Origin of the sequence: Methylobacterium sp. SyP6R (assembly GCF_019216885.1) — a bacterium.
Classification (GTDB): Bacteria; Pseudomonadota; Alphaproteobacteria; order Rhizobiales; family Beijerinckiaceae; genus Methylobacterium.
Genome location: NZ_JAAQRC020000001.1, coordinates 1262164 through 1282429 on the forward strand (window position 1 = coordinate 1262164; position 20266 = coordinate 1282429).

A 20266-nucleotide genomic window follows, 5' to 3' on the forward strand; every position below is an offset into this window, starting at 1 on the left:
CGAGGGGATCAAAGTCGCAACGGCTGGGCGCAGGGTTATCGGGAACCAACCAAACCGAGATTGGCGCGGGTTTCCCCTCTCCCCGCGGGCGGGGAGAGGCTTTCGCCCCTCTCGTCGGGGGCGAAAGGAGCGCAGGCGTAGCCGGAGCGAGGGTGAGGGGGTCTCTACGGGTGAGACTCTTCCGGAAACACCCCCTCACCCTCGCCCTTCGGGCTTGCTGCATCTCCTGAACGGAGACGCAGCCCTCTCCCCGCCCGCGGGGAGAGGAGATTCCCCGCGCCCTTCAAGAAAAAAGCCCGCCCCTCGGCGGAGGGGCGGGCCTTGTCGTTACGGAGCGTACTCCAGCCCCTAGGCCGGGATCAGCGGATCCCGCCGCGCCGCATTCTCCGGCACCCCGTCCTTGGCCTTCTGCTTCGGCGGCGGCCCGAGGAAGGCCGGGACGATGAAGAAGGCGGCGACCAGGGTGAAGAACAGCGACAGGGCGAGCAGCTTGCCCATGCTGGCGGTGCCCGGGTGGCTCGACAGGACCAGCGAGCCGAAGGCGGTGCCGGTGGTCAGCGCCGAGAAGAAGATCGCCCGGGTCAGGCTGGAGGCGAGCATGTCGGCGACGCCGGCCCGCCAGGCGATCACGTAGTAGATGTGGAAGGCCACGCCCACCGCCAGCATCAAGGGCAGCGCGATGATGTTGGCGAAGTTGAGCGGCATGCCGATGAGGTAGAGCGCCTCCAGCGTCCACAGGGTGGCGAGCACCAGCGGTCCGAGCGCCATGGCGACGTCCCAGGGCCGGCGCAGGGCCACCGACAGGATGATGAAGATCGAGAGCAGCGCCAGCAGGCCCGCCTCGATGAAGGCGCCCAGGATGGTGTGGCTCGACAGGGTGGTGGCGACCGGCGCGCCGGTGGCGTGGGGAGCGACGCTCAGGACTTCCTTGGCGAAGCGCCGCTGCACCAGGTTGTCGTTCGAGTTGCCCTTCGGCTGCACCTCGATCCGGGCCTTGCCGTCGGCGGCGATCCAGTCGGAGCGGATCTGCTTGGGCAGGTTCTCGAGGGTGATCTTCTCCGGCGCGAGCAGGCTGCGCAGGCGGGTGAGCAGGACCTTGAGGTTCGGCACCACCGCGGCGGCGGCGGCCTCGCGGACGGACGGCTCGGCGGAAGCCAGGCGGTCGAGGGTGTCGGTGAAGCCCTGGATGGTGGCGAGCGGGCCGGAAGCGGCGGCGCCCTGCTCCTTGCCACCCTGCTCCTTGGCACCCTGCGCGATCCCGCGGAGCGCCGTCACGGCGTTGCGGATCGCCGTCACCACCTCGCGGTCGGTCGGCGGGGGCGCGACGCGGGGCGGGTTGAGCACGGGCCCGAGCACCTGCGCCGCGTCCTCGATGGTCGCGAGCTTCTGGTCCTGGTCGGCGGGCACGAAGGTGTTGATGTCGATCACCCCGGCGACACCCGGCAGGGCCATCAGCTTCCTGACCATCGGGTCGATGGCGTCGCGGTCCGGCACCACCACGTCGATCGAGTTCGGGCTGGTCTTCGGGTCCTTGGCGAGATCGAGATAGGTCGCGACCGATTCCACCTTCGCGCTGCGCAGGTGCATCGGGTTCGAATCGAACGGCAGCCAGTAGAGCAGCGGCAGGCCCGCCACGGTGACGAGGCCGGTCAGCGCCAGGACCAGCTTGCGGTGCTCGAGGATCCAGTGATCGACCGAGGCCATGCTGGCGGTGCCGACCTCCTGCTTCTCGCCCGGCGGCCGCAGCACGGCGATCAGCGCCGGCAGCATGGTGAGCGAGAACAGGTAGGCGACGATCATGCCGACGCCGGCGATCAGGCCGAGCTCGGACACGCCGCGGAAGTCGGTCGGCAGGAAGGAGAAGAAGCCGGCCAGCAGCGACACCGCCGCCAGCGTCAGCGACCAGCCGACGCCCCGGGCGGCCGAGCGGATCGCCCGCTCCAGGTCTCCCTCGGCGAAGCGGTCGGCGCGATAGCGCACGGCGAACTGGATGCCGAAATCGATGCCCAGGCCGACGAACAGGGCCGCGAAGGCGACCGAGATCGGGTTCAGCTCGCCGACCATCAGGAGACCGAGGGCGGCCGTGACGATGAGCCCCGCGAAGGTGGTGACGAGCACCGCGACGACGAGGCTGCCCGAGCGGAGCGCCAGCCACAGGAACAGCACGATGGCGCCGCCGGTGACCGAGTAGTTCAGCCCGGCATCGTCGGCGAGGGTCGCGAACTCGTCGTCCGCCACCGCGACCTGGCCGGTGAGGCGCACCCGCACCCCGTTGGCCTCGGTCAGGCCGAGGTTGCGGGCGGTCTCGCGGATCAGCTGGGTCGCCTTCTCGCCGGGCTGCAGGGCGTCGTAGTCGAGCACCGGCTGGGCGATGACGAAGCGGCGCAGGTCGCTCGGCTCGGCCTTGCCGCCCGAGAGCAGCAATTGCCACGAGAGCTGCGCCCGCTCGCCCTTCAGGACGCGATCAAAGACCTCCTTCATCTGGCCCATCGGGCCGACGAGGTCCTCGGGCTTGGCCTGGCCCGCCTTCACCCCTTGAGCGCCCATCACCATGGCCTGCATGATGCCGCGCAGGGACGGGTCGGCGGCGAGCGGCCCGAGCAGGCCCTGCTGCTGGATCAGCCGCTCCGTGGTCTGGTCCAGTTCCTTCTGGGGCATCAGCAGGAGGCCGTTCTTGTCGAAGAACGGCCCGCCATCGGGGCGGTAGACGATCGGCAGCAGGTCCTTGTGGGTCGCGAGGGCCTGGGTCAGGCGGGTCGCCGCCTCCTCGGCCTGTTCCGGGGTCTGCCCGTCGATCACCGTGACGAGGAGGTTGCTGCGCTGCGGAAAAATCTTCTCGAACTGGATCTCGTCCTGGCGCCAGGGCACGTCCGGGGTGATGAGGCGCTCGACGTCGGTGTTGATGCGGAAGAGATGCGCCGCCGTGACGGCGCTCGCGACGGTGAGCAGCAGCGCGGCCACGAGGACGAGCCAGCGCCGGTGTACGGAAAACGCCACGAGCCGTTCGATCACGATGCGAAGCCTGCCTCTAGCTCGCGGGCCATGCGGCGGCCCGGTGGAATCCTGACGATCGGCCCGACGGCCCTGCCACGGCGATGTCCCGTGCAAGACGCGCGCTAGCCGGGACCAACATAGCGCGCGGGGCGGCGGCGCCCATGGTCGCGAGGTGCATCGGTGTCACGGCAACGCTCCAGGGAGCGTCCGTGGCGCGCTAGGTAATGACCCGCAGGCCCGATTGCAACGCGTTGGCGCAAAACGGATCCCCGATCCGACCGGACTTCGCCGCGCAGGTCCTTCGGCCCGGCTCGGCTTTACGCCTCCGCCGGCCTCGCCCTAAACCTTCGGCCCGAGAGGGCTTTGCCCGGCAGGACGAGAGGGCTTTGCCCGACAGGAGCCGAGTCGCGGCGAGACGAGACGGAGGTCCGGTGGCGGCAGAGCAGGAGAACGGGATCGACCTCGTGCTGGCCCAGCCGCGGGGCTTCTGCGCCGGGGTGGTGCGGGCGGTCGACATCGTCGAGCGGGTGCTCGCCCGGGGCGATCGCGCGGTCTATGTTCGCCACGAGATCGTCCATAACGGCCGCGTCGTCGCCGACCTGAAGGCCAAGGGCGCCCACTTCGTCGAGAGCCTCGACGCGGTGCCTATTGGGGCCACCACGATCTTCTCGGCCCACGGCGTGTCGCGGGCGGTCGAGGCGGAGGCCGCGCGACGGAGCCTGCCCGTGATCGACGCCACCTGCCCGCTGGTCGCCAAGGTGCACAAGCAAGGGCAGCTTTATGCCGCGCAAGGCCGCACGGTGATCCTGGTGGGTCATGCCGGCCACGCCGAGGTCGAGGGGACGCTCGGCCGGATCGACGGGGCGGTCCATCTCGTCGGCAGCGTGGCGGAGGCCGAGACCCTCGACCTGCCCGCCGAGACGCGGCTCGCCTACGTCACCCAGACGACGCTCAGCGTCGACGACACGCGGGCGATCATCGCGGTCCTGCACAGACGCTTCCCCGATCTCGTCGGGCCAGAGACCAGGGACATCTGCTACGCGACCCAGAACCGCCAGGCCGCCGTGCGGGCGCTCGCCGAGGTCGCCGACCTGATCCTGGTGGTCGGCGCGAAGAATTCCTCGAACTGCAACCGCCTGCGCGAGGTCGCCGCCGAGGCCGGCCGGCCGAGCCATCTCGTCGAAGGCGCGGAGGACTTGCGCCGAATCGCCCTCGACGGCGTGCGGACCCTCGGGCTGACCGCCGGCGCGTCGACCCCCGAGGTGGTGATCGCCGAGGTGATTGCTGCGCTGCAGCGTCGCACCCCCCTGCGGATTTCCACGCTTCCGGGCGTGGTCGAGAGCGCAAGCTTCCCGCTCCCGTCGAGTTTGGGCCACAGTTAGGCCGATACGCACCCAGCCTGGACTCTTTCGAACCTAGCTTGCTGGAAATCCGCCACTTTTCGGGCTAATCAGCCCGCTTGGCACAGCACTCGACACGAACCACGACACAAGGAGCCTTGGTCTTGGGCATTCCTCTCCGGTACGTCGCGAAGATCGGCGGCTACATCCTCAAGCAGCACCTCACCGGCCGCAAGCGCTACCCGCTTGTCATGATGATGGAGCCGTTGTTCCGGTGCAATCTTGCCTGCGCGGGCTGCGGCAAGATCGACTATCCGGACGAGATCCTCAACAAGCGCCTGCCGGTCGACGAAGCTCTCGAGTCGGTCCGCGAGTGCGGTGCACCCGTGGTGGTCATCGCCGGCGGCGAGCCGCTCCTGCACAAGGACCTGCCGCAGATCGTCGAGGGCATCATCGCCCAGAAGAAGTTCGCGATCGTCTGCACCAACGCACTTCTCCTCGAGAAGAAGATCGCGCAATACAAGCCGAGCCCGTATTTCACTTGGTCGATCCATCTCGATGGCGACAAGGACATGCACGACCAGTCGGTGTGCCAGCGCGGCGTCTACGACAAGGCGGTGGCGGCGATCCAGAAGGCCAAGGAGATGGGCTTCCGGGTCACGATCAACTGCACCTTCTTCAACAACTCCTCGGCCGACAAGATCGCCGACTTCTTCGACAGCGTGACCCGGATGGGCATCGACGGCATCACCGTCTCCCCCGGCTACGCCTACGAGCGCGCCCCCGACCAGCAGCACTTCCTCAACCGCCGGGCGACCAAGGACCTGTTCCGCGGCGTGTTCCGTCTCGGCAAGGAGAAGGGCCGCGAGAAGTGGACCTTCCAGCAATCAGGCCTGTTCCTCGACTTCCTGGCCGGCAACCAGACCTACCACTGCACGCCGTGGGGCAACCCGACCCGGACGGTCTTCGGCTGGCAGAAGCCGTGCTACCTGCTCGGCGAAGGCTACGCCAAGACCTTCAAGGAGCTGATGGAGACCACGGACTGGGATTCCTACGGCACCGGCAACTACGAGAAGTGCGCCGACTGCATGGTGCATTCCGGCTACGAGGCCTCGTCGGTGGTCGACTCGGTGAAGAAGCCGTGGAAGCCGGTGATCTACGCTCTCCGCGGGATCAAGACCGAGGGCGAGATGGCTCCCGAGATCTCCCTCGAGAACCAGCGCCCGGCCGAGTTCGTGTTCTCACGCAACGTCGCGCAGAAGCTCTCCGAGATCCGGGACGCCAAGGCCGACGCCAAGAAGCGCGCGACAGCGGCCTAACGAGGCGAAGGCCGCCGACGAGTCGCGGGCGAGGCGCACCAGCCCGCCCACGCTCGCCGAGCGGCGGGCCAGAGCCGACAGGACGGCGAGGATATCGGGCTCGCCGTCCGGCTTGAGGGCCTTGGCGATCGCCGCCGGCAGGGCGCGGTCGGCCGGGTCGCACACCACCCGGACGGCGCAGAACGGCAGGCCGTGGACCTCCGCGAAGGCCGCCGCGACCTGCGATTCCATGTCGACCGCAGCAGTGCCGGTCTCGGCATGCAGGACCGCCTTGGCGTGCGGAGACAGCACCGCCGCCTCCACCCCCGCGACATCGGCCTGGATCACCCGCCCCGGCGCGTCCGCCAACCGGCGGGCGAGAGCCGCGACCACCTCCGGATGCGCCTGGAAGCGCCGCCCGGCCGAGACGACCCCGGTCGCCACCACGACGTCGCCCGGCACCAAGGCCGGATCGAGCCCGCCGGCAATGCCGATGCTCATCACCGCCCGGCAGCCCGGGCCGCTGCGCCCCTTCAAAAGATCCCGCAACCGCTCCGGATTGCCCCCGGCCCCCACCGTCGCCACGCCCGGCCCGGCGGCGAGCCGCGCCTCGCGGGCCAGGCCGGTCACGGCCAGGACGGGATGAGGCCCGTTCGGACCGGTGGTGTCCTCGACGACGATCATGCGGAGTCCTGAGCTTTCAATGGGGGCAGGCATTGGGGGCAGGCGACAAGCACCCCTCATACCAGAGCGGAGGAGGCGGTCCTGTGGCGCCGGTGACACGGGCGGGGCTCCGGCCGGTGCCGTGAATGACCACCCATGAACGACGGCACAGAAATGCCCGCAGACAATCCCGGCAGGCTGCCGCCGGTGGATCGGGTGATCGCCATCGATGGGTAAGCGGAGCGGCGGACGGCGTGATGCCGTCGGGCGATCGGTCAGCCTGCCCGGCTGAACGCAGGATCGTGCCATCCGGCGGCGGACGGGGCACGATTGTGCTTGTAGGCCCCGGCCCGCCTCGGCTATGACCCCGCTCGGACAGAAAAAAGGCCGCCCTTGCGAGGCGGCCCGAAGTCTAGGGAGGAAACGCCCAAAGAGGGCTGCACCGCCGCGACGCCATCGCTGCGGTACGACGCGGTTATCTCATGCTGCATCGCACAAAGCAATCGATTGCAGCGCACAACGGCCATGCTCGAAGCACATGGGTGGCCTTTGCGATGCGGGGACGATCCGGCTAGCGCCGGATGTCCATCTTCCGCAGGCCCCAGAATGCCAGCATGGCGGCCGCGACGGTGAAGGGCGCCGCCCCGATCACGGCCGCGATCGGCTCCGACCCGATCAGCCCCCCGAGACCCTTCACCAGGGCCATCAGCAGCAGGAAACCGCTGACGCAGGCGAGCAGCAGGATCGCGCCGCCCCACAGGGCCCAGCCCGAGACGACGCGGGCGATCCGGTCGACCTCGTCGGAGAACAGCGTGATCTCCTTGACGGCCAGGCTGCTCGCGAGGCGTACCGCCTCGACGACCAGCCTGATCGTGCTCACCTGCCGGTCGGCCCGCAAAGCTCGCGCTCCCGCCTCGCCGCGACCGGGCATCGGTGCGGCGAGCGAAAACGCCCGAGCTTGGCCGTCGTTCCCGGGTCGTGCCCGTCAGGCGGGCTTGAGCGGACAGCTCTGGCGGGCCAGCAGCCGCCAGTCGCCGCCATCTTTCAGCCAGACCTGCATCACCGCGATGTAGGAGCGGCCGGTCTCGCCGTTGGGCAGGATATCGGCGCCGTCCCAGACGTGACGGACCATGGCGGTATCGCCGACGATCTGGAACCACGGCTCCGAGAAGGTCAGCGACTTGTAGTTGGTCTTGCCGGCGAGGCTGGCGATGAACTGGGGCTTGGTCTCGATCTTGCGCCCGCTCGAATGGCCGTAGCTGAGCTGCGGATGGGTGAGGGCGTCGAGCGCCTTGGCGTCGCCCTCCACGATCGCGACCCGCAGGGCCTCGAGCTTCCCGGCCACCGCCTCGTTCCCGTCCGCGGCCAGGGCCGCGCCCGATCCGAGCATCGGGGCCGCCATCACCCCCATCGTCATGCCCGCCAGCAGGACGCGCCGCGAGCAGCTCTCTGTCCGTTCCATGGACTTCCTCCCGTCCGTGCGGTCACCGACGGGTTGATCCCGGCCGCGCCGCACGCCCCGAGCTTAGCGCGGAGCCCCGCTTCAGGCCACCGCGCCATCACAGTCGGGCTTGGCCCGCGAAATGGGAGCGCTCGGTCAATAACCCTGCCGCGGGGGCCCGGCCGCGTCCCGGCCCGAAGCGGCGGCGCTGGCGGCATCCAGCTCGCCCTGGCAGGGCGGGCTGACGCTGGCATAGTTGCGGCGCAGGCAGCGCTCGATGCGCCGCGTGTTGGGAACGTCGGCGGCGCACAGCGTCATGGCGTCCGTCATGCAGGCCATGCGCTGCCGCTCGGTCCCTTGAGCGCTCGCGCCAGCAGGCGCGAGGAGCAGGACGGCTCCCGCCAGGGCGACGGCGCGGGTCAACGGCATCGACATTCCACCTCTCCGGCTCTCTCCGGCGGGTCAACACCGAGCCAGGCCTTCCGGTTCGCGGCAAAGCTGGTTTGCGTTGCCGGAAGGGCAGGGCAGAGCGGGGCAGGTGGGGATCACCCGCCCACAGGTGTCGAGCCCATTCTCATCGTCTTCTCGCTGAGGGTCGGGTGCGGGATGGCCCCGTGCATCGGGTCGTCCCCGGTGATCTCGATCGGGACCGACAAGCGAGGGGAGAGAGGATTGAGCGGCCTGTGCGACCGCCTCACGCGGGCCGCAAGAGGCCCTTCAACACGCCCCGACTGGAGCGCCTGCCTCGACAGGCTCGCGGGGTGAACGGCTGCCAGTCCAGCGAGTTTTCCTTGCGCGGAGGCCAGAGCATTTTCCGACGAATCGGATACCGGCTCGTCGTAGAAAACGCAAAAAAATTAAAGACATAGAGAACTTCGCGATTGCAACGCGATCGTGAAGCTCTCTAGTTCGCAGATCGAACCGAGTGGATCCTGAGGACACGGCCGGCGGCTCCGCAGGCCCAAACGCCAAGGACGACGTTTCGGCCTTCCTTCAACATCGTTTCGAGACCGCGCTTGACGTTACCGACCGTTACGGCATCATCGCCGCGATTATCTCCTGCGTTTACAAATGTTCTTGTTCCGTCCGCTTTTTCCAAGATAATACTCTCTATATTAAATCCAGATCTGTCAAATTCCCGCTTGACGATCTTTCCTTTTAATGTCGATGGAAAGCAATCTTCTTTGTCTGATAAATTTGAAAGAGATATAATTTTTCCGCTCGAGGCATCCACCTTATATCTGGGCGCGCCCGCCTCAGCCGATCTGGCGTGACATGCCGCGCACGTCACGATCGCGATCCAGAATATTGCGTTTTTCATGGGTTTTCCCTGCTGCGCCTCACAAGTATTATTTAGACAATTCCGATTTACACGCTCAACCGGGCATTAGGTTGCGCATGGAATAACGATAAAGTCAGTCCTGAAATATTTTTAAGCACATCGGCTGAGCCCAAGAGGCGCATGTACCGAGGTGGCGCCGGTGAGACGATCTCGTCGGGACCGGGCGGCAATCCCCGATCTCGATCGACCATGGCGCCCGACGTACCAGCCCATGCCGGGCTGGCGGAGCGTGACGGCTCCACCGGCGGCTGACAGCGACGGGACGCAGGAGGGTCGAGGGACCCCGCTGCCGGCAGCATCGCGCCGCCGGCTCGGCCCATGATCGCCCTTTCCGAGAGCGTGACCGCGAAGGCGGATCGCGCCTGGCCTTCGGATGTCGACCCGTCGTTTCGAAAGAGCGTCTCGCGCTCCAGCGTCCCTAGGTGTGGATCACCCGCCCATAGGCGTCGAGCACGCTCTCGTGCATCATCTCGCTGAGGGTCGGGTGCGGGAAGACCGTGTGCATCAGCTCTTCCTCGGTGGTCTCGAGGGTCATCGCCACGACGTAGCCCTGGATCAGCTCGGTCACCTCGGCCCCGACCATGTGGGCGCCGAGCAGCTGGCCGGTCTTGCGGTCGAAGATCGTCTTCACCAGGCCGTCGGGTTCGCCCAGCGCGATCGCCTTGCCGTTGCCCGCGAACGGGAAGCGGCCGACCCGGACATCGAAACCCTGCTCCTTGGCCTTGGCCTCGGTGAGGCCGACCGAGGCGACTTGCGGCTGGCAATAGGTGCAGCCCGGAATCTTGCCCTTGTCCATCGGGTGGGTGTGCAGGCCCTTGATGGTCTCGACGCAGATCACGCCCTCGTGCTCGGCCTTGTGGGCCAGCATCGGCGGGCCGGCGACGTCGCCGATGGCGTAGATGCCCGGCACGCTGGTGCGCCCGAGCCCGTCGGTGGCGACGATGCCGCGCTCGATCTTCACCCCGAGCGTCTCCAGGCCGAGATTCTCGATGTTGCCGACGACGCCGACCGCCGAGATCAGGATCTCGGCGGTGATCTCTTGCGTCTTGCCGCCCTCGGTCTCGACCGTGGCGGTGACCGCCTCGCCCTTCGTGACCTTGGTCACCTTGGCGCCGGTGAGGATCCGGATGCCCTGCTTCTCGAAGCGCTTGCGGGCGTGCGCCGCGATCTCGTGGTCCTCCACCGGCAGGATCTGCGGCAGCAATTCCACCACCGTCACCTCGGCGCCCATGGTGCGGTAGAACGAAGCGAACTCGATGCCGATCGCGCCCGAGCCCATCACCAGCAGGCTCTTGGGCATCTTCTCCGGGACCATGGCCTCGTAATAGGTCCAGATCTGGCGTCTGTCCGGCTCGATGCCGGGAATCGCCCGCGGCCGGGCGCCGGTCGCCACGACGATGTGCTTGGCCCGGTAGGTGCCCGCGGCCTTGGCGCCCTTCGGGGCTTCGGCGCGCTTCGTCTCCTTGACCACGACCCGGCCGGGTTCGTTGCCTTTCGGCGCCGCCTCGATCGCCGCCTCGCCCCAGATCACGTCGACCTTGTTCTTCTTGAGCAGCATGCCGACGCCGCCGTTGAGCCGGCTCGACACGCCGCGCGAGCGCTTGACGATGGCGGCGGTGTCGAACCCGACATTGTCCGCCGTCAGGCCGTAATCCTTGGCGTGCTGCATGTAATGGTAGATCTCGGCCGAGCGCAGCAGTGCCTTGGTGGGGATGCAGCCCCAGTTGAGGCAGATGCCGCCCAGGTGCTCGCGGTCCACCACCGCCGTCTTGAAGCCGAGCTGCGCGGCCCGGATCGCCGCCACGTAGCCGCCGGGACCGGCGCCGATGATGAGGACGTCGTAGGTGTCATTATTCATCAGCGACCGCCTTTCGATTTTGAGAATACACCATCTTCTTTTAAGTTTTTCAGCTCGATTGTTAATCGTTTCCTCAAATCTCCGATATTTTTATAAACAATACACCTCTGACCCCCTACATCGAAAGGAAGATCGCTCCCCTCTTTCAGCATGAGAACTGCTGGCTTTCCTTTTGCCCAAGCATATCCCAGCTCAAGAAAAACATTTGGATTTGATTCGTTGAGAAGTGCTAGGACGCCATCAAATTTTTCAATTCTTTCCTTTATGTTCTGCAATATATCCCCGATATATGATTGCTGGTCCATTCTTTCACAGAGAATACCGTTGTTTTCTACCGCTTCGGTTATAGCGATATCAAATTCGTCGCTGAAATCAGATTTAAACGGCATTGCAACAAATAATTTTATCTTATTTTCACTGGCGGCCCCATACGAGGCAAGCTTTTTATTAATGGCGATATCCCTGGCTGAGGATGTCTTCGCCACCTGCTTTCGAGATGCGCCCTTCTCTTGGCCATCACCATATAAGGGCTTGATGCCAATTTTTTGGTCCAAGAGCCTTGTCAGGTGGGAAGCCCTAGCAGCCGCACGTTCGACAATAGTGATTTCCTCCAAGTGGCCGGGATATAACTTTTCTTGAATTGCCTGATAGAATCCAGAAATCAGAGACAGGAAAGACTCGGACTCATCGAGACCGTACCCAGGACCATGTATTGTCGTCGCAATCGTTCGTATTGCTGCCTTCTCATGCCTCAAGGAAGCGAGGGCATTATACGCAAAACTATGAATTTTTGAGTATCGAAATTCCGCAAGAGGGCCAACCCCAACAAACATAACCTTTTTCGGTCCGATTCCTATCCCCTGCAATATAGAATATGAGCCGTCTTGAACTGGACCCGAAAATGATATCAGATCAGCGACCACAGCGTCTGCGCCATGAAATCTATCCGCGTATTTCAAAACGAGCATATCACATACGTGGTTAATCACATCCCCTTGTTTGACTGATAGATTTACCATTTATGTCCACCACTCCAATTTGCCCCATATTAATACAAGCACGCTGAATGATCAAGAATTCTACGCGCGCCATCTGCTAGAGCGGGGGAACTAACGCAGGGAGATTGCTCCAGATGCCGCCCAAATATAACATCTGGATGGCAAATTTATTTTGCAATCTCCCGCACTACAAATACGGGCCCTATTTCAAACCAGCATGCTCATCGGGCTCTCGATCAAGCCCTTGAAGGCCGCGAGCAATTCGGCGCCGAGCGCCCCGTCGACCACCCGGTGGTCGCAGGAGAGCGTCACCGTCATCGCCTGGACCACCGCGGGCGCGCCGTTCTTCGCCACCACCCGGGCCTCGCCGGCGCCGACCGCCAGGATGGTGCCGTGGGGCGGGTTGATGACCGCGCCGAACGACTTGATGCCGAACATGCCGAGATTCGACACCGCCGTGGTGCCGCCCTGATACTCCTCGGGCTTCAGCTTCTTGGTGCGGGCGCGAGCCGCCAGATCCTTCATCTCGGCCGAGATGGTCGAGAGGGTCTTCTGCTCGGCCTTGCGGATCACCGGGGTGAACAGCCCGCCGTCGATCGCTACCGCGACGCCGACATCCGAGTGACGGAACCGCAGGATCCGGTCCTCGGCCCAGACGGAATTCGCCGCCGGCACCCGCTGGAGCGCCAGCGCCAGCGCCTTGATGACGAAGTCGTTGACCGAGAGCTTGAAGGCCGGCTTGCCGTCCTTGTCCTTCGCGGCTCCCGCATTGACCTGCTCGCGCAAGCTCAGGAGCGCGTCGAGCTCGACGTCGAGGGAGAGGTAGAAATGCGGGACGGTCTGCTTCGACTCGACCAGGCGCTTGGCGATGGTCTTGCGCATCCCGTCGAGGGGCACTTCCTCGTAGGAGCCCGGCTCGAACATCCCCATCACCTGCTTGGCCGTGAGGCCGGAGGGCGGGGCGGCGGCCGCGGCGGGCTTCGGAGCTGGGGCAGGCTCGGGCTTCGCGGCGGAGGCGGGGGCCTCCTTGGCGGCGGCTTGCGGTGCGGGCTTGGCCGTTCCCTTGGCGGTCCCGCGTTCGAGGGCGGCGCGCACGTCGCGCTCGATGATCCGGCCGTGCGGGCCCGAGCCCGTCACCGCACCGAGGTCGAGGCCTTCCTGCTTGGCGATGCGGCGGGCGAGCGGCGAGGCGAACAGGCGTCCGCCCTCCTGCTTGCCGGCCGACGCCGGTCGCGCGCCCTCCGGCGCGGTGTCGACCCGCTCATACGCCATCGTACCGCCGCCCGGCGTCTCGTTGCCGGCGGGCGCCTGGGGCTTACCGCCCTCGGCCTTGCCACCCTCCGCCTTGCCGGCCGGCGACGTCCCGGCCTTCGCCGTCTTGTCCTGCCCGTTGCCCCCGGCCGTCACGCTACCCGGATCCTCGCCCTCCTCGGCGATGAGGGCGATCAGGTCGTTGACCGGCACGTCGGCGGTGCCCTCCGGCACCACGATCTTGGCGAGCACACCCTCGTCGACCGCCTCGACCTCCATCGTCGCCTTGTCGGTCTCGATCTCGGCCAGGATGTCGCCCGACTTGACGGTGTCGCCCTCCTTCTTGAGCCACTTGGCGAGGTTGCCCTTCTCCATGGTCGGCGAGAGGGCGGGCATCAGGACGTTGATCGGCATGGATTCAGGTCTCGGCGGGAGGAGGGGCGGCCGGATCGTCGGGAGGCGAAGCCTCAATAGGGAAGAGATCGTCGAGCGGGAACGGGGCGGCCTCGAAGGGCGGCAGGACCACGTCGCCGCCGCGCTCCACGGTGCCGAGGAGCAGCCAGTGGTCACCCACAAGCGCAAAGCCTTCGAGTACGCCGTTGGCGGGATCGAGCAGCCAGAGGTGACCGACGCCGAACTCGGCATAAATCCGCCGTTTCGGCCCGCGGTCGAGCCGAGTGGTCGACGGTGACAGGATCTCGCAGACCCAGTCGGGCGAAGTTTCGATGAAGGCGGTCTTCGGGATCACCGGCAGGCGTTCGAGGCGCCAGCCGGCGAGGTCGGGCACGACCACGTGCGGCCCGAGATGAAGCTCGGGCTCGATCATGAAAATCCAGCCGCCCGGGCCGCCGCGCCCGCGGGAGAATGGGCGATCCAGTTCACCCGAGAGCCGCGCCGACGCGATGCTGTGCAGCGGCCGCGGCCGCGGATGGGTCTCCAGCACCCCATCGACGATCTCGGCCACGAGGTGGTCCGGCACCGCCTCGAGGTCGGCATAGGTGGCCCAACGCGGCGCGGCCTCGGCCATGAGGAGCCTCAGTTGAAGCTCTCGGGATCGAGGCTCTCGGCCTCCATCCCGGCGCGGATGCGCGCGAAGGCCTCCTCCTCGGACATCTCGGTCTCGCGGGCATAGACCACGGCCGCCTGCCGGGCGAGGTCGATGAACAGGCGCCCCCAGGTCGCCGGGTCGTCGAAGGAGCGGCGCAGCGCGATGCTCACCGCGCCGTCGACCACGGCGGCGCGCAGGACCTCGATGCCGCCCTGCTCCAGGGCGTCGGGCGGGATGTCGAGGGCCTCGAAGCGGGGCGCGTCGTCGGTCATCGGGGTCACCGGTAGCAGACGGCCTTGGCCGCCTCGATCACCTCGGCGACGTTCGGCAGGGCGAGCTTTTCGAGGTTCGCCGCGTAGGGCATCGGCACGTCCTTGCCGGTGATGCGCAGGACCGGGGCGTCGAGATAGTCGAAGGCATCGACCATCAGGCGCGCGGCGATCTCGGCGCCGATTCCGGATTGCGGAAAGCCTTCCTCCACGGTGATGCAGCGGCCGGTCTTCTTCACCGAGGCGACCACCGTCTCGGAATCCATCGGCCGGATGGTGCGCAGGTCGATCACCTCGGCCTCGATTCCGGCCTCGGCGAGTTCGTGGGCGGCCTTGAGGGCGTAGGTCATGCCGATGCCGAACGAGACGATCGTCACGTCCTTGCCTTCGCGATGCACCTTGGCCTTGCCGATCGGCACCGTGAAGTCGTCGAGCTTCGGCACCGGGAAGGACTGGCCGTACAGGATCTCGTTCTCGAGGAAGACGACCGGGTTCGGGTCGCGGATCGCGCTCTTCAACAGGCCCTTCGCGTCGGAGGCGGTGTAGGGCATCACGACCTTCAGGCCCGGCACGTTGGAGTACCAGGCGGCGTAGTCGTGGCTGTGCTGGGCGCCGACCCGGGCCGCGGCGCCGTTGGGGCCGCGGAACACGATCGGGCAGCCGAGCTGGCCGCCGGACATGTAGAGGGTCTTCGCCGCCGAGTTGATGATCTGGTCGATCGCCTGCATGGCGAAGTTGAAGGTCATGAACTCGACGATCGGCCGCAGGCCGGTGAACGCAGCGCCGACGCCGACGCCGGCGAATCCATGCTCGGTGATCGGCGTGTCGACGACGCGCTTCGCGCCGAATTCCTGCAACAGCCCTTGCGTGATCTTGTAGGCGCCCTGGTACTCGGCGACCTCCTCGCCCATCACGAAGACCTTGTCGTCGCGGCGCATCTCCTCGGCCATCGCGTCGCGCAGGGCCTCGCGGACGGTCTGGGTCACCATCTCGGTGCCTTCCGGGATCTCGGCCATCGCCGGATCCTGGCCGCGATTGGTGATCACCGCCGGGGAGGCCGGCGTCTCGACCGGCTTGTCGTCCTCGGTCTTGGCGGCGGGGGCGGGGCGCTCGGCCTGGCCCTCGGCGTGCATGTCGGGGGCCGGGGCCTTCTGGCCCTCCTGCTTGTCCTTGCCGTTCGGCTTTGCTCCGCCCGCCTGCACGCCCTTGGGGTCCTCGCCCTCCTCGGCGAGCACCGCGATCGGGGTGTTGACCGCGACGTTGTCGGTGCCGTCGGCGACAAGGATCTTGGCGAGCACGCCCTCGTCGACCGCCTCGACCTCCATGGTCGCCTTGTCGGTCTCGATCTCGGCCAGGATGTCGCCGGCCTTGACCGGGTCACCCTCCTTCTTGAGCCACTTCGCGAGCTTGCCCTGCTCCATCGTCGGCGAGAGGGCGGGCATCAGGATGTCGGTCGGCATGGGGGACTCTGTCGATCCGGGAGAGGGGCGCGGGCGCCGGCCAGGGGCGGGAGAGCCATCCGCGTCGCCGCGGACGGCCAGAGCGGCAGCAGCGCTAGAGCAGGATGTCGGTCCAGAGCTCGGACGGATCCGGCTCGGGATCGCTGGTGGCGAAGTCCGCCGATTCGTTCACGATCTCCCGCACCTTGGCGTCGACCGCCTTGATCTCGTCCTCCGCCACCTTGTGGGCCCCGAGCAGGCGCTTGCGGACCTGCTCGATCGGGTCGGATTCCTCGCGCATGCGGGCAACCTCGTCCTTGGTCCGGTACTTGGCCGGATCGGACATCGAGTGGCCGCGGTAGCGGTAGGTCTGCATCTCGAGGATGTAGGGGCCCTCGCCGTCGCGGGCATGCGCGATGGCCCGGGTCGCCGCCTCGCGCACGGCGCGCACGTCCATGCCGTCGACCTGCTCGCCCGGGATGCCGAAGGAGACGCCGCGCTTGGAAAAATCGGTCTGGGCCGAGGCCCGCGAGACCGAGGTGCCCATGGCGTAGCGGTTGTTCTCGATCACGTAGACCACGGGCAGCTTCCACAGCTGCGCCATGTTGAAGCTCTCGTAGACCTGGCCCTGGTTGGCCGCGCCGTCGCCCATGTAGGTCAGGCTGACCGCGCCGTCGCCGCGGTACTTGTTGGCAAAGCCGATGCCGGTGCCGAGCGAGACCTGCGCCCCGACGATGCCGTGGCCGCCATAGAAGTTCTTCTCGCGGGAGAACATGTGCATCGAGCCGCCCTTGCCGCGGGAGTAACCTCCCTTGCGGCCGGTCAGCTCGGCCATCACGCCCTTCGGCTCCATGCCGCAGGCCAGCATGTGGCCGTGGTCGCGGTAGCCGGTGATGACCTGGTCGCCGTCCTTCGAGGCCATCTGGACGCCGATCACCACGGCCTCCTGGCCGATATAGAGGTGGCAGAAGCCGCCGATCAGGCCCATGCCGTAGAGCTGGCCGGCCTTCTCCTCGAAGCGGCGGATCAGCAGCATCTCGCGATAGGCGTGCAGGTCCTCGTCCCGGCTGAAGGCCGGCACGTTCGAGGCCGTGGGCGGCGGGGCCGCCTTCTCGCGGGTCTTATCGCTCCCGCGGCGCGCCTCTTTCGCGGCATCCATCGGCACCCTCCCGGCTGCATCCCTGTTGGGACCGTTTCTAGGGCAGGTGGCCGCGCAAATCGAGCGGTTCGGGACGGAAAGCCGCCGGCTTCGGGCGTCTTGTTCGTGTCTCTTGGCGGCTTTCAGGGGTTGATGATGACGACGTCGTTGGGGTGGACGCGGCCGAGCACGACCCGGGCCCGCTCCTCCAGGAGATCACGATCGATCTGGTCGCTGCGCAGCAGGGCGACGCGCCGCTCCCACTCGGCCCGGTCGGCCTTGGTGGCGTCGAGATCCTGCTGGAGGCCGTAGGCCTGGATCTTCAAGGCCCGCTTGGCTTCGAGGCCGCGATTTCCGCTCTCGGCCTCGTGCAGAAAGTAGCCGACCACGAGGATCGACACGGCGTAGAGGCCGAGCGGCAACAGGACGGCACGGGCGCGACGACGGACTACCATGCGGGAGAGGATGGGGCGGGAGGGTTAAGGAAGGCGTAAAGTGGGACCGGCGACCTGCCTTGACAGGGAATGCGGAAACTGGCGAATCTGTATCCTGTAGGATACGATGACGCATGGTCGAGATCCGCCGAACCGCCACCTACGCTGCCTGGATCGACGGCCTGCATGATCGGCGGGCGGCTGTGAGGATCGAGGCCCGCATCAACCGGATGCGCCTGGGCAATCCGGGGGATGTGAAGCCCGTGGGCGAGGGCGTCTCGGAGATGAGGATCGACTACGGCCCTGGATACCGGGTCTACTTCGTCCAGCGCGGGACGACCTTGGTCATCCTGTTGTGCGGCGGGACCAAGAGCAGCCAGGAGCGAGATATCCGGACTGCCAAGTCCCTCGCGAAGGAGGTGTGACGATGCCGCTGGAGACCCTTCCGCACGATACGGCGGAGCATCTGAGAACCGACGAGGACGTCGCCCTGTACATCGAGGCTGTCCTTGAGGACGGCGACCCGGCGCTGATCCGCGATGCCATCGGGATCGTCGCCCGGGCCCGCGGGATGAGCCAGATCGCCCGCGAGGCGGGCCTGAGCCGCGAGAGCCTGTACAAGGCGCTCTCGCAGTCCGGCAATCCGAGCTTCGAGACGGTGAGGGCGGTGTTGCAGGCGCTGGGCCTCCAGCTCAGCGTGAAGCGAGCCGACAAGCCGGCGGCGTAACGCGAGACATCACCCGCAGGGGCTCACGCAGCTCCCCGCCACGCCGCCGGCGTGAGGCCGGTCGCCTGGGCGAAGCGGCGGGTGAAGTGGCTCTGCGAGGCGAAGCCGCAGGTCAGCGCGATCTCGGCGAGGCTCATGCGTCCTTCCGCCAGCAGCGCCTTGGCCCTGGCGATCCGCCGCTCGGTCACGTAGCGGTGCGGCGGCACGCCGAAGCTCGCCTTGAACATCTTGGCGAAGTGGAAGGTGCTGAGACCCGCCTCGTCGGCCAGCACCTCGAGGGTCAAGGCCTCGACGAGGCGCGCCTCGATCAGTTCCGCGATCTGGCGCCGGGTGGCGGGCGCGAGGCCGCCCGTCACCGCCCGCGCACCGCGGCCGGCATGGCGCCGCAGCAGGGCGTGGAGAAGAAGGTGGCAGGCGCTCCCGAGCGCCATCCGGTCGGCGCCCGCCCCCCAGTCGAGGGGCAAGACGGCGCCGCGCATCAGCATCGCGGTGGCGGGATCCTCGGCGAAGGTCAGCTCGCGCAAGGCGATCGTGCGGGGATCGACGTCCAGCGCGCTCACCGCCTGGTAGGCCAGGATCTCGGGCGCGACGTAGAGGTGGAGCATCCGTAAGCGACCGCCGATCAGCCACCGGCTCTCGTGGCCGGCCGGCAGCAGGCAGAGCTTGTCCGGCCCGCCGCCCGAGACCGCGCCGTCCTCCCGCACCACGCCCTCGCCGCCTTCGAGATAGAGGCTCAGGGTGTGGTGGTCCGGCCGGTCGTAGCGGGCGCGGTTGTCGCGGTTCTGCCACTCGGCCAGCGACAGCCCGCGCCCGATCTCGGCCTTGCGCAGGAGCGCCGCGCCGGTGCGGGACAGGGCGTCGTGGACGTCGGGATTCGGCTCGGTCACTTGAATGGGCCAGGAGGAAGCTCGCAGCGAGACCGTAGGGGGCGCCCGGGAGGTCCGGCAACCGGGTCCGCAGCCGTGACGGGGCCGAAAACCCCAAGAATGGACAACGCAGCCGCCGGAACCGGGACGCCCGCGGGATCGCGGCCGGCCTATGCCGGGCGCTCCAGCCCACCGGGACCCGACACGCCGTGACCGCCTTCCTCTACGCCCTGACCATCCTCATCTGGGGCACGACCTGGATCGCCATCAAGCACCAGCTCGGCGCCGTCGCCTTCGAGGCGTCGATCGCCTATCGCTTCGCGCTGGCCGGCGCGGTGCTGGCCTGTGCCCTGGCCCTTACCGGGCGGCTCAAGCCCATCCCGTGGCGGCACCAGCCCTTCGTGCTGCTGCAGGCGCTCTGCCTGTTCTCGTGCAACTTCGCCTGCTTCTACCTTGCCACGCGCTCGGTCCCGAGCGGGATCGTCTCGGTGGTGTTTTCCGCCGCCACCATCTTCAACGTCGCCAACGCCTATGTCTTCCACCGCCGCCGCCCGGCGCCGCGGGTGCTCGCCGGAGCGGTGATCGGGCTTGTCGGCATCGCCTGCCTGTTCCGGGACACGCTGGTGAGCACCGCCCTCGACCGGGACACCGCGATCGGGCTCGGCCTGGCGCTTCTCGGCACCTGGTTCTTCTCGGCCGGCAACCTCGTCTCGGCCCGCAACCAGCGCCACGGGCTCCCCGTCGCCACGGTGAATGCCTACGGGATGCTCACCGGCGCCGCGCTCGTGGCGATCGTCGCGGCGTTGCGCGGCGTACCGTTCGGCTTCGATCCGTCGCCCGCTTACATCGGGGCGCTCCTCTACCTCGCCATCCCCGGCTCGGTGATCGGCTTTACCGCCTATCTGACGGTGGTGCACCGGATCGGCCCCGAGAGGGCCGCCTACATGACCGTGCTGTTTCCGGTCGTGGCGCTGACGATCTCGGTCTTTGCCGAAGGCTACCGGGTGACGCCGCTCGCCGCCCTCGGCTTCGCCCTGGTGCTCGCCGGCAACGTCGCGGTGTTCGTGCCCCTTCAGGCCCTGCGCGCGCAACGAAAAGGCCGCCCGGAGGCGGCCTGCAAGGCATGACGCTGTCATGAGCGGGGAGGGGCCTTCGACGCC

The 20266-nt window shown here is 67.3% G+C and carries 20 protein-coding genes; 5 read left to right on the forward strand and 15 right to left on the reverse strand.

From position 1 onward, the window contains the following. Positions 1-348: 348 nt before the first annotated feature. Positions 349-3012 carry an MMPL family transporter gene (locus HBB12_RS05655; RefSeq protein ID WP_236988458.1) on the reverse strand — a complete coding sequence of 888 codons (2664 nt, stop codon included), beginning with the start codon at positions 3010-3012 and terminating at the stop codon, positions 349-351. A 413-nt stretch (positions 3013-3425) separates the two neighbouring features. Between HBB12_RS05655 and ispH the strand changes: the two genes are divergently transcribed. Next, positions 3426-4376: a 4-hydroxy-3-methylbut-2-enyl diphosphate reductase gene (gene ispH, locus HBB12_RS05660; RefSeq protein ID WP_236988459.1), complete on the forward strand. Its 951-nt coding sequence runs from the start codon at positions 3426-3428 to the stop codon at positions 4374-4376. Between the two features lie 122 nt (positions 4377-4498). Then, entirely contained in the window at positions 4499-5653 is a 1155-nt protein-coding gene (gene hpnH / locus HBB12_RS05665; protein ID WP_236988460.1) for an adenosyl-hopene transferase HpnH, read from the forward strand. Here hpnH and HBB12_RS05670 read toward each other — a convergent pair. The 13 genes from HBB12_RS05670 to HBB12_RS05730 all read right to left on the reverse strand — a co-directional run bounded on the left by HBB12_RS05670 (position 5576) and on the right by HBB12_RS05730 (position 17534). Beyond that, the gene (locus HBB12_RS05670; RefSeq protein ID WP_236988461.1) at positions 5576-6316 is read right to left on the reverse strand and encodes a phosphorylase; all 741 of its coding nucleotides are present in this window, start codon (positions 6314-6316) and stop codon (positions 5576-5578) included. The two genes, hpnH and HBB12_RS05670, sit on opposite strands and share 78 nt — an antisense overlap. A gap of 550 nt (positions 6317-6866) precedes the next feature. After that, positions 6867-7175: a phage holin family protein gene (locus HBB12_RS05675; protein WP_236988462.1), complete on the reverse strand. Its 309-nt coding sequence runs from the start codon at positions 7173-7175 to the stop codon at positions 6867-6869. A gap of 105 nt (positions 7176-7280) precedes the next feature. Beyond that, on the reverse strand, positions 7281-7757 hold the full coding sequence (locus HBB12_RS05680; protein WP_236988463.1) for a nuclear transport factor 2 family protein: 477 nt from the start codon (positions 7755-7757) through the stop codon (positions 7281-7283). Between the two features lie 135 nt (positions 7758-7892). Continuing rightward, complete coding sequence (locus HBB12_RS05685) at positions 7893-8171, reverse strand: hypothetical protein (RefSeq protein WP_236988464.1); 279 nt, start codon at positions 8169-8171, stop codon at positions 7893-7895. Between the two features lie 469 nt (positions 8172-8640). Further along, a complete protein-coding gene (locus HBB12_RS05690) occupies positions 8641-8970 on the reverse strand; it encodes a hypothetical protein (protein ID WP_236988465.1) in 330 nt (109 codons plus the stop codon). A gap of 526 nt (positions 8971-9496) precedes the next feature. Further along, entirely contained in the window at positions 9497-10936 is a 1440-nt protein-coding gene (lpdA, locus tag HBB12_RS05695; RefSeq protein ID WP_236988466.1) for a dihydrolipoyl dehydrogenase, read from the reverse strand. Then, positions 10936-11955, reverse strand: a complete 1020-nt coding sequence (locus HBB12_RS05700) for a hypothetical protein (protein ID WP_236988467.1) — start codon at positions 11953-11955, stop codon at positions 10936-10938. The genes lpdA and HBB12_RS05700 overlap by 1 nt, the downstream gene beginning before the upstream one ends. A 186-nt stretch (positions 11956-12141) precedes the next feature. Further along, complete coding sequence (locus tag HBB12_RS05705) at positions 12142-13599, reverse strand: pyruvate dehydrogenase complex dihydrolipoamide acetyltransferase (protein ID WP_236988468.1); 1458 nt, start codon at positions 13597-13599, stop codon at positions 12142-12144. Positions 13600-13603: 4 nt separating this feature from the next. After that, positions 13604-14212: a Uma2 family endonuclease gene (locus HBB12_RS05710; RefSeq protein ID WP_236988469.1), complete on the reverse strand. Its 609-nt coding sequence runs from the start codon at positions 14210-14212 to the stop codon at positions 13604-13606. An 8-nt stretch (positions 14213-14220) separates the two neighbouring features. Beyond that, complete coding sequence (locus tag HBB12_RS05715) at positions 14221-14505, reverse strand: DUF5076 domain-containing protein (protein ID WP_064504246.1); 285 nt, start codon at positions 14503-14505, stop codon at positions 14221-14223. 5 nt (positions 14506-14510) lie between these two features. Continuing rightward, the gene (locus HBB12_RS05720; protein WP_236988470.1) at positions 14511-15962 is read right to left on the reverse strand and encodes a pyruvate dehydrogenase complex E1 component subunit beta; all 1452 of its coding nucleotides are present in this window, start codon (positions 15960-15962) and stop codon (positions 14511-14513) included. Between the two features lie 94 nt (positions 15963-16056). Further along, positions 16057-17100 carry a pyruvate dehydrogenase (acetyl-transferring) E1 component subunit alpha gene (gene pdhA, locus HBB12_RS05725; protein WP_203158469.1) on the reverse strand — a complete coding sequence of 348 codons (1044 nt, stop codon included), beginning with the start codon at positions 17098-17100 and terminating at the stop codon, positions 16057-16059. Between the two features lie 122 nt (positions 17101-17222). Continuing rightward, positions 17223-17534 (reverse strand): FtsB family cell division protein, encoded by a 312-nt coding sequence (locus HBB12_RS05730; RefSeq protein WP_236988471.1) that lies wholly within the window; start codon positions 17532-17534, stop codon positions 17223-17225. Between the two features lie 113 nt (positions 17535-17647). Here HBB12_RS05730 and HBB12_RS05735 point away from each other — a divergent pair, with 113 nt between their 5' ends. Both HBB12_RS05735 and HBB12_RS05740 read left to right on the forward strand, forming a co-directional pair. Next, a complete protein-coding gene (locus HBB12_RS05735; RefSeq protein ID WP_236988472.1) occupies positions 17648-17938 on the forward strand; it encodes a type II toxin-antitoxin system RelE/ParE family toxin in 291 nt (96 codons plus the stop codon). 2 nt (positions 17939-17940) lie between these two features. Next, a complete protein-coding gene (locus HBB12_RS05740; RefSeq protein WP_236988473.1) occupies positions 17941-18240 on the forward strand; it encodes an addiction module antidote protein in 300 nt (99 codons plus the stop codon). A gap of 23 nt (positions 18241-18263) precedes the next feature. Here HBB12_RS05740 and HBB12_RS05745 read toward each other — a convergent pair whose 3' ends face one another. After that, positions 18264-19127, reverse strand: a complete 864-nt coding sequence (locus HBB12_RS05745) for a helix-turn-helix transcriptional regulator (protein WP_236988474.1) — start codon at positions 19125-19127, stop codon at positions 18264-18266. A gap of 188 nt (positions 19128-19315) precedes the next feature. Here HBB12_RS05745 and HBB12_RS05750 point away from each other — a divergent pair, with 188 nt between their 5' ends. Continuing rightward, positions 19316-20233 (forward strand): DMT family transporter, encoded by a 918-nt coding sequence (locus HBB12_RS05750; RefSeq protein ID WP_236988475.1) that lies wholly within the window; start codon positions 19316-19318, stop codon positions 20231-20233. Positions 20234-20266: the final 33 nt, after the last annotated feature.

Bases quoted from the DNA above. Each gene is read 5' to 3' on its own strand.
- HBB12_RS05670 (WP_236988461.1), bottom strand. From the start codon at position 6,316: ATGATCGTCGTCGAGGACACCACCGGTCCGAACGGGCCTCATCCCGTC.
- HBB12_RS05680 (WP_236988463.1), bottom strand. From the start codon at position 7,757: ATGGAACGGACAGAGAGCTGCTCGCGGCGCGTCCTGCTGGCGGGCATG.
- HBB12_RS05685 (WP_236988464.1), bottom strand. From the start codon at position 8,171: ATGTCGATGCCGTTGACCCGCGCCGTCGCCCTGGCGGGAGCCGTCCTG.
- lpdA (WP_236988466.1), bottom strand. From the start codon at position 10,936: ATGAATAATGACACCTACGACGTCCTCATCATCGGCGCCGGTCCCGGC.
- HBB12_RS05700 (WP_236988467.1), bottom strand. From the start codon at position 11,955: ATGGTAAATCTATCAGTCAAACAAGGGGATGTGATTAACCACGTATGT.
- HBB12_RS05705 (WP_236988468.1), bottom strand. From the start codon at position 13,599: ATGCCGATCAACGTCCTGATGCCCGCCCTCTCGCCGACCATGGAGAAG.
- HBB12_RS05710 (WP_236988469.1), bottom strand. From the start codon at position 14,212: ATGGCCGAGGCCGCGCCGCGTTGGGCCACCTATGCCGACCTCGAGGCG.
- HBB12_RS05715 (WP_064504246.1), bottom strand. From the start codon at position 14,505: ATGACCGACGACGCGCCCCGCTTCGAGGCCCTCGACATCCCGCCCGAC.
- HBB12_RS05720 (WP_236988470.1), bottom strand. From the start codon at position 15,962: ATGCCGACCGACATCCTGATGCCCGCCCTCTCGCCGACGATGGAGCAG.
- pdhA (WP_203158469.1), bottom strand. From the start codon at position 17,100: ATGGATGCCGCGAAAGAGGCGCGCCGCGGGAGCGATAAGACCCGCGAG.
- HBB12_RS05730 (WP_236988471.1), bottom strand. From the start codon at position 17,534: ATGGTAGTCCGTCGTCGCGCCCGTGCCGTCCTGTTGCCGCTCGGCCTC.
- HBB12_RS05735 (WP_236988472.1), top strand. From the start codon at position 17,648: ATGGTCGAGATCCGCCGAACCGCCACCTACGCTGCCTGGATCGACGGC.
- HBB12_RS05740 (WP_236988473.1), top strand. From the start codon at position 17,941: ATGCCGCTGGAGACCCTTCCGCACGATACGGCGGAGCATCTGAGAACC.